Consider the following 13,795-nt stretch of genomic DNA (forward strand, 5'->3'; position numbering starts at 1 on the left):
TCGAACCCGGGACGTCCTTTCATGACCTTCACCATCGTCGCCCGTTGTCCGGAGACCGAGCACCTCGGTGTTTGTCTCGCCACCAGTCCGCTCGGCGTCGCCTCGCGCTGCCCGCATGTGCGCGGCGGCGTGGCCGCGATCTCTTCCCAATGCCACTCCGACTGGCGCCACGGGCTGACGGGGCTCGACCTTGCCGCCCGGGGCTGGAGTCCCGAGGACATCCTCAGCGCCATCCGCCAGAAGGATCGCTTCTACGATTACCGCCAGATCGGCATCGTTACTGCGGAGGGTCGCGCTGCCGCGCACAGTCCCTCGAAGGGTTCGGACTGGACCGGGCATCGTGTCGGCGACGGCTTCGTCGCCATGGGTAACGGGCTGGTCGGGCCGAGGGTTGTCGATGCGATCTTCGACTGCTTCGTGGCGAGCGGCGGCATGCCATTCTTCGAGCGGCTCGTGACGGCGATCGAGGCAGGCGGGGCGGCGGGCGGCGAGCTGATCGGTCACAAATCATCCGGCATCATCGCTTGCGCACCGGGCGTGGACAGGCCCCTGATCGATCTTCGCATCGACATGGCCAATCCGCTTCCGGAGGAGGGCGGCGATGCGATCCGCGACTTGAGGCGCGTCTTCGACGCCTATGAACCATTGGTGCCGTACTATGCCGAGCATTGGCTCGACAATCCTGAGGTCTCCTACAGCGCTTATCTGGCCATGCCTTCAGCGGAGCGGGAAAGGCTGTCGGCGACGGGGCGATAGCGGTACGCGCCAGAGGCGGACTCTAGCTCCTCGTCCGAAACCGGGCCTTCGCGGTGCGGGACGCGATGTGCGTCGCGCGCAGTTGAAGAGGCAGAATTCGCGCCCACAAACACGACGGCGGCAGCCAAAATACCAGCGGCCGTCGGGCGTAGTGCCGGGGCCGGCTAAATTGCGGCAGCCCAGCTCGCTCAGGCGCTGCCTCTCTGTATAACAGCATAATCTACATTCTTGATCGTCGCATCGATCGGCGAGCCCTCGATGCGGGAGATCAGCATGTCAGCGGCCGCCCACCCCATCTGCGCCGGCTTCACGATTCCGCGAAATCCATCGCGGACGGTTGAAATGGTTGCGGCGTAGGAGGGCGTGATGCCGGATGATCACGCGCCCTCGAGGCCGCAAGAACTCCATGCCGATTTCGAACAAAATGTTCGGATTATAACTCGCGATATGGTTGCCGGCCGGTTGGTAATTGCAGCTCGCGGACTCCTCGGTTGGGAGCAGGCCGAGCTTGCCGGGAGGGCGGGCATCCGTCGGCAGACGCTTGCGGAGATGGAAGGTGATGTTCGGCGCCAGCAGGTCCGCGTTCGTAACGCCATTCTTGGGGTGTTGGAAGCCGAAGGAGTTCGCTTCGCAGAGGTGGGGGGGGCTTGCGGCGTCCTGAATGCCGGAGCCGGCAAACCATGATGCCTTCGATCCGTTGATTGCGCCTACACTTTTGCCTTTGCCGGTGACGCCCGGCGACGCTCCTTGCCTCCGAAAGTTCGCGGTTTTTGACCTTCGTCAAGGCCGAGCGGGCATTTCCGTGCGTCATATTGCTTCTCATGTCCGCATGGCTTGCGGGAGATAGCCCGTCCCTCGTCAGCCGGCACGAAGGCAAGGTTGGGACCGCGTCATGGCACAGAAAGCGATCAAACTCGCGGGGTTCGCGTTCTTCGTCCTGTTCGTATCGGGAGCTCATTTTCCTCTTCAAGCCGACGCGGATGAAGCAGGGAAGGCAGAATACGACAGCAGATGCGCGAGCTGCCATGGGCGAGGCGGCGCCGGCGATGGCGTGGTCGCTCCCGCCCTGAGAACCAAGCCTTCCGACCTGCGGAGGCTAACGCGGAATAACGGTGGTGTGTTTCCTGAACGTTTTCTTGTGAACGTTATAGATGGTCGGAAGTCGCTTCGCGCTCATGGCAATTATGAGATGCCGGTTTGGGGACGCGATTTGTCCAATGGTAATGCGGAAACATCGGAATCCGCAAATATTAAATCAATCGTCGATTATCTTAAAAGCATACAACAGTGAGCCCATAGAGAGTGGATTGGTTTCAATCCATTGAGATATTTCAAATCTCAATCTTGCTTCCGATCCATCGAGTGCGAGCGGGTGTTCTCGGAACGGCTGCGGCTTTCTCCGACGGGTAGCCTATGATGATTGGAGCGATCGGCATGAACCCAGCCGGGAGCTCGATGGCGCGCCTGCCATCTTCCGTTTCAAGCCAGCGCTGCGCGAGACCGCTCCAGCATGAGCCGAGTCCGAATGCATGAGCGGCCAGCATGAGGTTCTCCGCAGCAAGCGTTCCATCTTCGACCGCCCATTCTCCAGTTCGCGCCGAGACAACGATCAAGGCCGGCGCGTGATAGAGAATGTTGAAATTGGGATCGTGCATGTGAGCGTGAATTGATCGTGGCGGAGCGCGTTCAGCAACGTTGCTCATCAGTTCCTTCGCTGCTCCTGCAATCCGGTCCAGTCGCTCGTACTCCTGGATGATCGCGAAATCACAAGGCTGCTCATTGATCGCGCTTGGAGCTTGGATCGCCGCATCGATCTGGCGCTCGATGACCGGCCTGGATACCGGCTGGGGGGAAAATGCGCGGGTCGCCCGTCGACCATTTAGGGCTTCGAAGAATTCCATGGCGTTCTCCTCCCTGCCGCCAGAATTGAGCAAGTTGGGGCGCTAACCTTGATCCGGATCAATAAGCCATCGATCTTGAGTTCGTTGCGCCGAGTCCGGACCGCCTTATCTTCGAGTTCGGGCATTCAGCCGCGGGCAAGCTGAGGCGTGTGCTGATCGATCGGCAGTCGCTTCAATATCGCGACCTTAAGCGCATCGAGGACCGGGCCGAAGCGAGCGCTGGCCATTGCTCGGCACGAGCATGCTTCCAGGCTCGTCGAACCGGACATGAGACCTGACGTTCGGGAGCCGGGCAGGGAGCAAGGCCCGCTGGACATGGAGTTCGCGGCTTGCCCTCGCCGGTTGATTCATGGCGCCCCTGCCTGGCTGAATCGTGATTGCGCTCTATGGAACCAGATCCAGGCAAGCTGACCCTTGATGGCTGTCACGCCGGGAACATTTTCGGCGGCGATGCGGGCGAGTACCTCACGCGTTCATCGAATATCACGCCCGAGAGCGCCGCAATTTCCGAAACGATCTCCCAAGAAATCCGTCGACTATGGTCGTTTCGCCGAGACGGCGTGGTCACCGAGGAGAACCCAATGATCGCCATCTTTCGCGTAGGAGCGCTTGACCGCGGCCCAGGCGATGCGGTGGGCGATTTCCTCGCGTTCGGCATCGGCAGCATGGGAAGCAAAGGCATGGTTGAAGGTTGCGCGGTAGATATCCTGAGCATGCTCGGGCAGATGACCGCGCACCGTTGGCGGCAGGTCCATGTTAGCGGCATAGGGCATGGAGAAGTCCTCCGACTGCGACGCTGCGCTGATGAAGACAGGCAGCATCCCGACGGCGCCGATATTCGTCGATTCACCGCTTGCGACCAAGGCGAGCGGGGTCTTCGAGAAACACGCGGGCGACATGGCCAACGGTGACGCCTTGCTCGAGGCCTTGCAGGATCGCCAAGTCCGGTTCACGGAATCCGTCGAGCAAAGCAAGGCCATCGACCGCTTCCGCGGCTTTCATATCGTGATCGCAGCAAGCGGCATGTGCGATGCGGGACGCATACGGCATCATTTGAAGGAATGGCTGTGGCGCGGTACCGCGACGATCCTGTTCGTCGGCTTCCAAGCGCAGGGGACGCTCGGTACGGAAGGCTCTCATGTCCGAGTGAGCTTTGGCCGCTCTATGGCAGCCGATCGGCGGGATTGTCTTAGCGGGACATAACTTCGCGAATGAGACTGATGAAGGTCCGCAGACGCAGCCCGTCGGCAGTCCTTGATCATCGTCAAGGAGGAAGCCCAGTTCCTAAAGCGACGCGATTGCGATGGGCTGGTTCCGCCTACGTTTCGGAGATGCGAAGAGGCCTGCTTGACGAGTATCAAGGAGATTTCTCTGGGCGGCACGATAGTGGTTCTTCGTCCGGAGACTCGTCATGCAGATGACCAGCCAGAATGAAACGATCTGCTTCCTCGGTTCATGCGACACTTTCGGCGGTGGAGCGGAGTGGATGGAACTGATCTCCACCCACATTTCGGTCGTCTTGCTGATAGGATCCCGCGCCCTCAAGCTGAAACGCGCGGTCAAGCTCGCCTACGTGGATCTATCGACGCCGGAACGGCGGTTGGCGATGTGCGAGCAAGAACTGATGCTGAACCGTCGGACGGCTCCGGGTCTCTATCGCGCGGTCCATCGCATTACGCGCGAACGAAACGGCGAGCTCGCGTTGAACGGCCTCGGAGAGCTGGTCGACGCCGTTCTGGAAATGGAACGCTTAATTGACACCTTCCTCTTCGATCGAATGGCGCAACGGGACCGTTTGATCACGTCCGACATCTCTGAGCTCGCGGGCGCGATCGCTCGATTCCATCGAGCAGCGCCCGTCTCGTCGGATGGCGAGGGGGCCAAGCGGATGGAGCGCGTACTTGCTGTCAATGAGCGAGCTTTCGCCGATGCGGATATTCTCTCGCGCAGCCAAATCGAACCCGTCGTGACGGGCTGTCGGGAAGCGCTCGCGCGTCATGCGGGCTTGCTGGACCAGAGGGCTCGCGAGGGAAAGGTCCGGCGCGGGCATGGCGACCTGCATCTGCGCAACATCTGTCTGTCCGAGGGCAAACCGTTGCTCTTCGATTGCCTCGAGTTCGATGAGGACCTGGCGACCGTGGATGTTCTCTATGATCTCGCGTTCGTTCTCATGGACCTCTGGCACCGCAAGCTTGAAGCGCTCGCGAACGTCCTTTTCAATCGCTATCTCGACGCCTTTGACGACGAACTTGGAATCCGACTGCTGCCATTCTTCATGGCGGTTAGAGCGGCGGTCCGCGCTCATGTCGTTGCGGTCAACAGTGGGAGACCGGAGTCCGACCGGTTGAGCGAGGCGAGAGGCTATCTCGACCTTTGCCGCCGCCTGCTACGAGCCGGAACTCCTCTGCTGGCCGCCGTGGGCGGCTATTCAGGTTCGGGGAAGTCAACGCTTGCAGCGAGGCTCGCGCCAATGCTGGGGCCGCCTCCAGGCGCCCGCATAGCCGCGACGGATCGCATTCGAAAAAAGCTGTATGGCGTTCCGGTAGAGACCCGACTACCGACGGATGCCTATAGTGCGGATGTCTCCGTTCGAAGCTACTCGGCTATGATGCAGACAGCGGATATGGCGTTGATGCAGGGTCATGCCGCCATCGCCGACGCCGTGTTCGACCACCGGATCGATCGCGAGCGGATCGGGGAGGTGGCTCGACGTGCCGGGGTGCCTTTTTGCGGGCTTTGGCTCCAGGCATCGCGAGAGATGCTTTTGGAGCGCGTCTCGGCGCGCCGTGGTGATCCATCCGATGCCACGCCCAGCGTCGTAATCGATCAGATTTCCCGGCATGGGGCAGCGACGGAATGGACGAGAATCGCGGCACAGGAGAACATCGGCATCGTCGCCACGGCCGCTTTTGCAGCGATCGGGTTACACGCTGGAGCCGCGGCGGTTTGGCCAGTCCAATCTATGCGCGACCAGTGACACGCGCGGTGTAGGCATAGGCTTGCCGTCGTGCTTGCGTGGAACTTCAGTCGAGCAGCATGCGCAGGCGCGTGGCCAGCTCCCGCGCAGTATATGGTTTCTTGAGCCAGCTTCCTTCCGCGAGCTCGCGTCCGGCGAGGCTGGGTTCGGCATAGCCGGAGGTGAAGAGGACCTTCAGGCCCGGGCGAAGAAGGCGAGCTTCCCTGGCAAGTTCATCGCCGAACATGCCTCCGGGCATGATAATGTCGGTGAAAAGCAGTCGGATTTCTGGGTGCTCGGCAATCAGCGACAGCGCTCCCTTGCCGTCGGCTGCCTGGATGACGCGATATCCTTCCTCTTCGAGGCGCGCGATGACGACCTTTCGTACGCGGGCATCGTCCTCGACCACGAGGATACATTCGTCCGCGCGCGGCTTAACGGCAGGAACCGGATCGATGTTGCTCGTATCGGCAACGCGTTCCGGATTGGCGGCGGGAAGAAACAATCGGACGGTCGTTCCCTCGTTGAGTTCGCTGTACAGTTGGATGTGGCCGCCGGATTGACGTGCGAAGCCGTAGACCATGCTGAGTCCGAGCCCCGTCCCGGCGCCCACACCTTTCGTGGTGAAGAAGGGGTCGAATGCGCGTTGCTTGACCTCTTCGGTCATCCCGACTCCGGTATCGGAGACGCTGATAAGAACGTAGTCGCCCAGCCGAACCTGCGGGTACATCCGGACATAGTCGGGATCGAGGTGAATTCGCGCGGTCTCAACCTTGAGGCGTCCGCCGCGCGGCATCGCGTCCCGGGCATTGAGAGCAAGGTTCAGCAATGCATTCTGCAACTGGGTCGTGTCGACGAGCGCCGTCAGAGAATGGCCGGTGGCGACGGTCTGCAATTCGATGGTTTCGCCAAGAGTTCTCCGCAGCAGCTCGGCGAACGTCGACACGAGCTGCTCTATATCCGTGAGTTTTGCATTGAGGGCTTGCCGCCGGCCGAAGGCGAGAAGTTGGCCCGTGAGTTTGGCTCCGTCATCGGCCGCTCCCTGTGCCTCGCGTAGCAGTTCTCGCAACCGGCCGTCTTCGAGACGTCGTTCGATCATCTCCAGGTTCCCGCTGATCACCGTCAGCAGGTTGTTGAAGTCGTGTGCGATCCCGCCGGTGAGCTGACCGATGGCCTCCATCTTCTGAGATTGCCGCAATTCCTCCTCCATCCGGTGTCGGCTGGTCAGATCGCGGACGAAGCCGGTAAAAATGCGCTTGCCGCTGGCTTCGGCTTCCCCAACTGCGAGTTCCATTGGAAATGTCGTTCCGTCCTTGCGTTGGCCGGAGACTACGCGCCCAAACCCGATGATTCGCCGTTCGCCGGTCGTGAGGTAGCGATTGATGTATCCGTCATGCCGCCTCCGATCGGGATCGGGCATGAGGACCTTGACGTTTTGCCCGCAGACTTCGTCGGCCATGTACCCGAACAGCCTCTCCGCGGCCTTGCTGAAGGACATCACGATACCGGCTTCGTCGATCACCACCATGGCTTCCGGCACTGTTTCGAGGATGGAGAGCAGGTGCGACTGGCGAGAGGCAAGGGCGGTCTGCGCGTTTTTCAGGTCGCTGATGTCGATATTGGTTGCAAGGACGATCAGGTCGCCGGGGGACTGCCCGGTTACGATCACCCATCGGCTGACCACGGATATCGAGCGTCCGTCCCTGTGGCGCTGGGTCAGCTCTCCCTTCCAGGTTCCGTCCCGGCGCAATTCCGCGAGGATTTCATCGAGGGGCTGCGGAAATTCCGTCCTCAGGAGCTGGCGGACATTCCGACCGAGTGCCTCCCGGCTGGTCCAACCGTAGAGATCGTCGCAGCCACCGCTCCAACGAATTATCGTACCGTCGAACTCATAGACCAGGATATTGGCGTCATCGAGAACCTGATCCAGGCTCCGCTGACTGATGGCCCTTGGCCCGCGCGCTACCGTCATGGTCACCCGTCAATGCGTTCGCGTGGTCTGTTGGCGGGGAGGTTTGCGGTGTAGATTATCGTGTTCGTCTCCGCCATCGGCAAGGCTCCTCAAGAGTGCCGGCTTGCGAATCGTAAACCGATAGCGCGCGATGGACTGAATGACCCCCCGCTTGATCAGATTCGTCATCGTTCTCGATACTGTTTCGATCGTGAGGCCGAGATAGTCTGCCATGTCGACGCGGCTGATCGGGATTTCGATCTCGGTGGCCGGGTCGTCGTCGTTGCCTGCACGTCTCGCGAGCATGACCAGGAGATCGCACACGCGCTCTTCGGCCTTCTTGCGTGCCAGCAGCACCAGTCTTGCCTGCGCACTCGCCATCTCCTGGCACAGCCAGTTGATGAATTGGGGGCGCAATTGTTCGGAGCTGTCGACCGCCTGCTGAAAGCGATTCCGATTCAAACGCCGGAGTTTCACCTCTCCGACGGCCTCGGCGTCACCGAGAAAGTGTTCGGCCGGAGAAAGGCCGAAGATTTCGCCGGGATAGAAGAAGCCCGTGATGACGCGACTGCCATCGCTGAGAATCTTGGAAACGCGGACGAGTCCGGCCACGATCTTGAAGACGTGCATCGCTGGATCGCCGTCCCGGCAAACGGTCTGGCCACGCCCGAACGTTTCGAGAGGCTGCTGGCTGAAGAGGCCTAACAATCCGGGTTTCGGTTCGCTGTTTGTGACGATGGGCAATGGGGAAGGAAAATTGGACGCCGCATTCACGATGAGCATAGCGCTATCCTCCGCTTCGATCTGGCGACGGGAGGAAAGCGGCGACGCATGGCGCCGCCAAGGTCTGCGTGTTAGCGTGCGTCTAAAATTGTTACGGATTGTAACATCCGATCCGTCGTCCAATCGGTGCAACCCGCGATGGCCGAGCCGACAACCCGAGCCGCCCATGTTCTGGTCGTGGACGACGATCCCCGTATCCGCCAGATGTTGATCCGCTACTTCGAGGAGGAAGGATACCATGTCAGTGCGGTGGCCGACGGACGCGGAATGAGAGACGCGCTACAGCGCAACGCGATCGACATCGTCCTGCTGGACCTGATCCTCGGCAACGGAGAGGACGGACTGATGCTCGCCCGAGAGATCCGCGGCAAGTCGGATGTACCCATCATCATGCTGACAGGGCGGGATGACGTCGTGGACAGGATCGTCGGGCTGGAAATGGGGGCGGATGACTACATTGCAAAGCCGTTCCACCTGCGAGAAGTCTTGGCGAGGTTGCGCACGGTATTGCGCCGACACCATCCGCTTCCGGTGCAAGCGGTCGATGGTGAAGGCGCAGAAGTCATTCGATTCAATGGATGGATTCTCGATCCTCAGGAGCGCCGTCTTGTCACCCCGGAGGGGTCGGATGTTGCGCTGACGACGGGGGAATTCAATATTCTCCTCGTGATGGCCAAGCATCCCGGCCGCGTTTTCTCTCGCGATACGTTGATGAATTTGACGAAAGGCCGAAATTACGAAGCTTTCGACCGGGCGATCGACGCGCAGATCTCGCGCCTGCGCAGGAAGATCGAGCTGGGCAAAAATCCGACGGTCCTGATCAAATCCGTTCGCGGAGTGGGATACGTCTTCACCGGGCAGCGTTCGGTCGACGCGACGTAAATTATCAAGCTGGCGCGGGGCGAAGTTCGCGAAAGCCACTTTAGATTTCCAAAGGGGATGCGAGCTCGGGTCGGACGCCCGGCGACCTTCACCGGGCCGGGGACCACTGCCAATCGCTCACCTCCGGCATGTCAACACCGTGCTGGCGGATATAGCGCCCGTGCTCGATCAGCGTGCTCGCCACCACACCCGGCGCGCCATGCCCCGCCCGGCAAGGAAGAGGATGTCGAGATTTCGGGCGCTGATGATGCGATTTAGGTGCAATTAGATAAAGTTCAGGCCGGGGGTCGTGCCCCAATGGCCGAGCAACCGTGGCTTGATGTGCTCGATCTCCAGAGGCTCGCGCAGCAGTGGGTTATCCGACAGGTAAATTTGCGCGACCGAGAGATAGCTAGCGGCCCGCCACCACGCCTGCATCAACGCGATCTCCCCGGAACCCAGAGCTGAGTGCGTCACGGTATCGATGTCCCGAGAGGTCATTGCCGTGCTCCATCAAGGGGCTTCAGAAGAGAAATCGATACGACTGCGCCAACGCCATCCGCTTTGATTTTAAGCAAAGCGGATCCGTCACTCGGAGAGTACGAAAGGGCAGATCCGCGCAGGGTTGATCGACCATCATCGTGGCGTCGATCTGTTCGTGGTCCGCCAGAAATGCCGAGCCGCCGAATTCCGTATTCTCGATCGCCCAGCGATTGGAGGGAAATCTCATGATGACCGACGTTTTGAGCCGCTACCTCGACACGCGAGCGGGTTTCCGGTTTCTCGTAAGGCCCGCCCGCCCCGATGACGAAGCGGGACTGGCCGAATTCTTCCGGCACGTGACGCCCGAGGATCTGCGCTTTCGCTTTCTGACCACGGTCAAGGAGGTCGGACATGATCGCTTGGCGGCCATGACGAAGCTCGAGGACAGGCAGACCGAAAACTTCATCGCCTTCACCGATGACGGGAAGAAGATCATCGCCGCCGGCATGCTCGCTTGCGACGCCGACTTGGAGAAAGGGGAGGTCGCGATCTCGATCCGACGCGAATATAAGCATAGAGGCGTGGGCTGGGAGCTGCTAAGGCACATTTGCAAGTTCGCCGAAAATAAGGGCGTGAAGGCCGTCGAATCTCTCGAGGATCGACAAAATCACGAAGCAATCGAGATCGAGATCGAGCAGGGGTTCGAGGTTGATGAATGCCCCGACGATGTTCGTCTTGTCGTGCTCAGAAAGAAATTCAAGTAATCTTGGACAGGGGCGGTGGCCGAAAGTCCCAGCATTAGGCAGCAACCCGCCGACCTGATGGGGGCCGTTTGGTAGCATCCGGATCCCTTTGACGGTGCGTGAGCAATTGGAGGTCGTCGAGGAACGGAAGGGTGTGCGCGCCGGGCTCATGGGCTAGGAGACGTCCCCGAGGAGCCCCTCGCTCCGCTCCGGCGAATTCGGCAACGGGAGGGAAGGTTGTCGAAGCGTTCGCCGTCGAATGCGATCTGGACACGGAGCGCTTTCGTTGCAGAACCGAAGTCGAGAGCGAATGCCGCGCGGCAGCGGTCGAATCCACCGATCTCTGGAGATCGACCGGGTGCGATCCTGGCAGCGCAATTCGCACTGCTCAATCATCTCGAGACGATGCTATCCGGCAAGGTCGCTTGAGCCGCCGGTATCGGGCGGCTTGCTATCTGCTTTTGCGATACTTGCGTTGAAATGGGATAATGTTGGACGGTGCTTTTCGGTTTTGTGTCTTAAGCAATTCCGTCAGCGCGTCTTCAATATATTTTCGAAGATGATTATCGATTGAGGATTGACCCATGATACAGAAATACGCGCTCAACAGAAGTGTGTTGCATTGATCGTAGTCCGATTTTGTATCCTGGTTGCCTTTCATAATCGACCTCACGCGTCGCATGACGTTAACATTATAGCCGAGACAGATGAACGCTGCCCAACGTGTTTGGCTGTGACTGTCCTTTGATGTCGAGCAAAGCGGATTGCAGCGGGGCAATGCCGAGGGCACGAATTCAGCCGGATCTCTTGAGATCCCTCATGGCCGAACGGCCCTCTTGCTTGGCAGGGAACTCTCTCACCAGGTCCGCGGACGGCAATCAGGCGGATTCGGGTGGCGGTCTGGCCTCCTATCTCGTTTCTCCTGCAAAGAGCCGCCCCGCAGCGTGTCGATCCGCTCGATTTTTCCGCTGGGCCAAATCCGAAGAACGCTCCCGTCGTCGCGCATCAGGTAGGCCGGAATCGAAGCGGAGTGCGTTCGCCGAACGCTTCGCACTTCGCTTATCGTCAGCCGGGTCGCAGGCATGATCGCTCCTTGCCATCAATCAGCCTTCGAGACTGTTCAAAGGGACCGACCGAGACGCCCATCTCAGCCGGTCTGACGCTTTTTGGGAGGCTCCTCAGGCGACCGCGAGATGATCCACGACGATATTGACGCCAGGGGCCGCCCAGGCGGCTCGCTCGGCGAGCACGCGTTCGTGCCAGGCACTCACCTTTCCCTCGAGGGTCACACGACCGCCCGATACGAGCACGCGGATCTGGTTCGCCTCGAGTTCCGCGTTGCGTTTCAACGCGTCCTCGATCCGATGCTTGATGTCACCGGCTTGGACGGCGGGCTTGATGACGATGTTGTTGGTGATCCCGATCACGCCCGACAGCTTCCGAACGGCGGATTCTGCGGCGCTGCTTTGGAAGTACCAGGCAACCTCGCCGGTCAGGGTGACCCAGCCCTTCTGCACCTTGAGCTGGACCTTGCCGTTGGGAATGGTGGTGTCCCATTCGATGATCTTGAGCGCCCGCTGCGCGATTTCGTCATCATTGGACTTCTGATGTGACGGCCAGCGGACTTCGATCTCCTGCGCGATGGCTCGGACGCCTTTCACCCGTTGGACGACACGCTCTGCCATCAACTTCTCGGCGAAGCTGCCGACATGCCCGGATAAAGTGACGACGCCGTGGTCGGCGGCGACGCCGATATGCGCCGCATTGACGCTGGGTTCGAATTCCAGCTCGTTCAGCACGCTTTCGCGAAGTGATAGATCACTCATGGCGACCTCCTGCGTTTCGATATGATTGGTATTCTAAAGTGTCGTACCAAATTGAATTTGATTATTATCAATTTACAAATATATTTCTCTTTACCGTCCGTATTGGTCGAGTAATTTTGCTTCAAATTCAATGAGACATAAAAAGGGGGACGGGCGAATTTTTGAGAAGATCGCCCGTAACACCTCCGAAAATCCATTCAAACGTGCGGTAGTGCCCGTAAGCGCCCGATACTATCAGGTCGCTACCCTCCTCCAACGCAGCATCCACGATGGCATCGGCGCAGGAGCCGGATCCCGACGCACGGATCAAATGCCGAGCGGTGACCCCATGTCGTGCCAGATGCGTGCAGACATCCTCTGTGTCCTTGACACTTGTTTCCTCCCCAACAGAAAGAACAGTCACGGTTTCAGCGCGTTGGAGAAATGGCAGAGCATCAAGCACGGCGCGCCGCGCTTCCCGCGTATCCTTCCAGGTGACGATGATGCTACGGGCCAGAACTTCTCGGCTGTCGTGCGGGACCACGAGTACAGGCCGCCCCAGTCCCAACACGGCATCGCCTGGATCGATCGTCATGAGGCGGCGGGAAGTGCCCGAAGATGACCTTGTGACGATGATGAGATCGACCGCTCGTGCTTGGCTGGCGATGAAGTCCAGCGGGCTTTGAACATTGCTACGCCATTCAATATCGGAAAGATGGCTGGCACCGCGTCTGAAATTTGCCTCTGCCTGCGCCAAGTCTTCTAGGGCCGCGTTGCGCGCGTTCTCGATAAGGATCGAGCGTGCCGCCGCTAGACCATCTTCGAGATAAGGAAGCGTTGCCTCTTCGGCGGCTATGCCGATCAGGTGGCTGCCGAAACGGGACGCGAGCGAAGCGGCCAGCGCAACACGATTTTCAGCGCTGCTCGACAGCCCAACGCAAACCATGATGCTTGCGAAATTTCGAATGGTCGAAGCCATCGCAGGGGCCTTTCGAATGCGGCTGTCAGGCCGAACGGCGGTGCAGCGCGGAGGCGCAGAATGGCTTCTCAATCCGCGTAGGCGGTGGTTGCAGTTTCAGGGAGGCAACTCGAAACGGCAGTAGCTCCCCATCGTCGGCTTCTCTGATTGAGATATGATCGCCCGCTCCAAAGCGGTGCCCTTCAATCCTATAGCCAGGTTCGTCGTCTGCCGTGCTGGTATCGTCGTCGGCGATGCTCCATGTCGCGCCGCCTGACCCGTCGGCCCGGTGCATCAGCCAGCCGTAGCGGTCGGATTCGCCGGTCCAGAAGCGCCGCACGCGGCACTTTTCGCGGCTCCGTCTCCAAGCTTTCGCGTCGAGATGCAGTGTCGAGTCGAGTGGGGCATGAATCTCATAGCCGCAGCCCGGATGACCGTCGGGATAGCTGGTGATCCGCCCCCGCCGGCTGGTCCAAGGTGATTGTTAGTGGACGGTTGGTCTCGACACCAGCGCGGGCGGCGTAGCTGGTCCGGGTTGCGCAGCCGCCCTCGCGGTCATGGCGGGGATGAAGACCTCTGGCGCGGGAGGCTTGTATCC

Annotated in this window: 14 protein-coding genes and 2 pseudogenes; 7 read left to right on the forward strand and 9 right to left on the reverse strand. The window is 60.1% G+C overall.

What is annotated here, in order from left to right; all coding sequences use genetic code 11:
- Positions 1–21: 21 nt before the first annotated feature.
- From AB4Z16_RS11715 to AB4Z16_RS11725, 3 genes are all read left to right on the forward strand, one after another.
- Positions 22–756 (forward strand): DUF1028 domain-containing protein, encoded by a 735-nt coding sequence (locus AB4Z16_RS11715; protein WP_441511517.1) that lies wholly within the window; start codon positions 22–24, stop codon positions 754–756.
- Positions 757–1,122: 366 nt separating this feature from the next.
- Positions 1,123–1,440, forward strand: coding sequence for a helix-turn-helix domain-containing protein (locus AB4Z16_RS11720; protein ID WP_441511518.1), 318 nt, complete (start codon positions 1,123–1,125; stop codon positions 1,438–1,440).
- Positions 1,441–1,648: 208 nt separating this feature from the next.
- A complete protein-coding gene (locus AB4Z16_RS11725; protein WP_441511519.1) occupies positions 1,649–2,047 on the forward strand; it encodes a c-type cytochrome in 399 nt (132 codons plus the stop codon).
- Between the two features lie 40 nt (positions 2,048–2,087).
- On the opposite strand, the gene AB4Z16_RS11730 is transcribed toward AB4Z16_RS11725, so the two are convergent.
- On the reverse strand, positions 2,088–2,657 hold the full coding sequence (locus AB4Z16_RS11730; RefSeq protein ID WP_441511520.1) for a nitroreductase family protein: 570 nt from the start codon (positions 2,655–2,657) through the stop codon (positions 2,088–2,090).
- 536 nt (positions 2,658–3,193) lie between these two features.
- Entirely contained in the window at positions 3,194–3,430 is a 237-nt protein-coding gene (locus AB4Z16_RS11735) for a ChaB family protein (protein ID WP_441511521.1), read from the reverse strand.
- A gap of 28 nt (positions 3,431–3,458) precedes the next feature.
- On the opposite strand from AB4Z16_RS11735, the pseudogene AB4Z16_RS11740 reads away from it, so the two are divergent.
- Together AB4Z16_RS11740 and AB4Z16_RS11745 are read left to right on the forward strand one after the other, a co-directional pair.
- Positions 3,459–3,782 (forward strand): annotated as a pseudogene (locus tag AB4Z16_RS11740) (MBL fold metallo-hydrolase); the annotation flags it as partial.
- Positions 3,783–4,068: 286 nt separating this feature from the next.
- Positions 4,069–5,634: a bifunctional aminoglycoside phosphotransferase/ATP-binding protein gene (locus AB4Z16_RS11745; protein ID WP_441511522.1), complete on the forward strand. Its 1,566-nt coding sequence runs from the start codon at positions 4,069–4,071 to the stop codon at positions 5,632–5,634.
- Between the two features lie 46 nt (positions 5,635–5,680).
- On the opposite strand, the gene AB4Z16_RS11750 is transcribed toward AB4Z16_RS11745, so the two are convergent.
- The gene (locus tag AB4Z16_RS11750) at positions 5,681–7,585 is read right to left on the reverse strand and encodes a hybrid sensor histidine kinase/response regulator (protein ID WP_441511523.1); all 1,905 of its coding nucleotides are present in this window, start codon (positions 7,583–7,585) and stop codon (positions 5,681–5,683) included.
- A 9-nt stretch (positions 7,586–7,594) separates the two neighbouring features.
- Positions 7,595–8,347 carry a Crp/Fnr family transcriptional regulator gene (locus AB4Z16_RS11755; protein ID WP_441511524.1) on the reverse strand — a complete coding sequence of 251 codons (753 nt, stop codon included), beginning with the start codon at positions 8,345–8,347 and terminating at the stop codon, positions 7,595–7,597.
- 138 nt (positions 8,348–8,485) lie between these two features.
- Here AB4Z16_RS11755 and AB4Z16_RS11760 point away from each other — a divergent pair, with 138 nt between their 5' ends.
- Positions 8,486–9,229 carry a response regulator gene (locus AB4Z16_RS11760; protein WP_441511525.1) on the forward strand — a complete coding sequence of 248 codons (744 nt, stop codon included), beginning with the start codon at positions 8,486–8,488 and terminating at the stop codon, positions 9,227–9,229.
- Between the two features lie 163 nt (positions 9,230–9,392).
- Here the strand turns inward: AB4Z16_RS11760 and AB4Z16_RS11765 are convergent.
- Both AB4Z16_RS11765 and AB4Z16_RS11770 read right to left on the reverse strand, forming a co-directional pair.
- Positions 9,393–9,646, reverse strand: a pseudogene (locus AB4Z16_RS11765) (phosphoketolase family protein); the annotation flags it as partial.
- Between the two features lie 85 nt (positions 9,647–9,731).
- Positions 9,732–9,938: a hypothetical protein gene (locus tag AB4Z16_RS11770; RefSeq protein WP_441511526.1), complete on the reverse strand. Its 207-nt coding sequence runs from the start codon at positions 9,936–9,938 to the stop codon at positions 9,732–9,734.
- On the opposite strand from AB4Z16_RS11770, the gene AB4Z16_RS11775 reads away from it, so the two are divergent.
- Positions 9,937–10,455 (forward strand): GNAT family N-acetyltransferase, encoded by a 519-nt coding sequence (locus AB4Z16_RS11775; RefSeq protein ID WP_441511527.1) that lies wholly within the window; start codon positions 9,937–9,939, stop codon positions 10,453–10,455. The genes AB4Z16_RS11770 and AB4Z16_RS11775 overlap by 2 nt on opposite strands.
- A 1,157-nt stretch (positions 10,456–11,612) precedes the next feature.
- Here AB4Z16_RS11775 and AB4Z16_RS11780 read toward each other — a convergent pair.
- The 3 genes from AB4Z16_RS11780 to AB4Z16_RS11790 form a co-directional block, all read right to left on the reverse strand.
- Positions 11,613–12,260 carry a BON domain-containing protein gene (locus AB4Z16_RS11780; RefSeq protein ID WP_441511528.1) on the reverse strand — a complete coding sequence of 216 codons (648 nt, stop codon included), beginning with the start codon at positions 12,258–12,260 and terminating at the stop codon, positions 11,613–11,615.
- Positions 12,261–12,387: 127 nt separating this feature from the next.
- Positions 12,388–13,218 (reverse strand): universal stress protein, encoded by an 831-nt coding sequence (locus tag AB4Z16_RS11785; protein ID WP_441511529.1) that lies wholly within the window; start codon positions 13,216–13,218, stop codon positions 12,388–12,390.
- A 25-nt stretch (positions 13,219–13,243) separates the two neighbouring features.
- Positions 13,244–13,537 (reverse strand): hypothetical protein, encoded by a 294-nt coding sequence (locus tag AB4Z16_RS11790; RefSeq protein ID WP_441511530.1) that lies wholly within the window; start codon positions 13,535–13,537, stop codon positions 13,244–13,246.
- Between the last annotated feature and the right edge of the window lie 258 nt (positions 13,538–13,795).

Origin of the sequence: Allobosea sp. TAF32 (assembly GCF_052113585.1) — a bacterium.
Taxonomy (GTDB): Bacteria; Pseudomonadota; Alphaproteobacteria; order Rhizobiales; family Beijerinckiaceae; genus Allobosea.

Excerpts from the sequence above, each read along its gene's own strand:
- AB4Z16_RS11735 (WP_441511521.1), bottom strand. The coding sequence starts at position 3,430 with ATGCCCTATGCCGCTAACATGGACCTGCCGCCAACGGTGCGCGGTCAT.
- AB4Z16_RS11785 (WP_441511529.1), bottom strand. The coding sequence starts at position 13,218 with ATGGCTTCGACCATTCGAAATTTCGCAAGCATCATGGTTTGCGTTGGG.
- AB4Z16_RS11780 (WP_441511528.1), bottom strand. The coding sequence starts at position 12,260 with ATGAGTGATCTATCACTTCGCGAAAGCGTGCTGAACGAGCTGGAATTC.
- AB4Z16_RS11730 (WP_441511520.1), bottom strand. The coding sequence starts at position 2,657 with ATGGAATTCTTCGAAGCCCTAAATGGTCGACGGGCGACCCGCGCATTT.
- AB4Z16_RS11775 (WP_441511527.1), top strand. The coding sequence starts at position 9,937 with ATGATGACCGACGTTTTGAGCCGCTACCTCGACACGCGAGCGGGTTTC.
- AB4Z16_RS11715 (WP_441511517.1), top strand. The coding sequence starts at position 22 with ATGACCTTCACCATCGTCGCCCGTTGTCCGGAGACCGAGCACCTCGGT.
- AB4Z16_RS11770 (WP_441511526.1), bottom strand. The coding sequence starts at position 9,938 with ATGAGATTTCCCTCCAATCGCTGGGCGATCGAGAATACGGAATTCGGC.
- AB4Z16_RS11755 (WP_441511524.1), bottom strand. The coding sequence starts at position 8,347 with ATGCTCATCGTGAATGCGGCGTCCAATTTTCCTTCCCCATTGCCCATC.
- AB4Z16_RS11750 (WP_441511523.1), bottom strand. The coding sequence starts at position 7,585 with ATGACGGTAGCGCGCGGGCCAAGGGCCATCAGTCAGCGGAGCCTGGAT.
- AB4Z16_RS11760 (WP_441511525.1), top strand. The coding sequence starts at position 8,486 with ATGGCCGAGCCGACAACCCGAGCCGCCCATGTTCTGGTCGTGGACGAC.
- AB4Z16_RS11725 (WP_441511519.1), top strand. The coding sequence starts at position 1,649 with ATGGCACAGAAAGCGATCAAACTCGCGGGGTTCGCGTTCTTCGTCCTG.
- AB4Z16_RS11745 (WP_441511522.1), top strand. The coding sequence starts at position 4,069 with ATGCAGATGACCAGCCAGAATGAAACGATCTGCTTCCTCGGTTCATGC.
- AB4Z16_RS11720 (WP_441511518.1), top strand. The coding sequence starts at position 1,123 with ATGCCGGATGATCACGCGCCCTCGAGGCCGCAAGAACTCCATGCCGAT.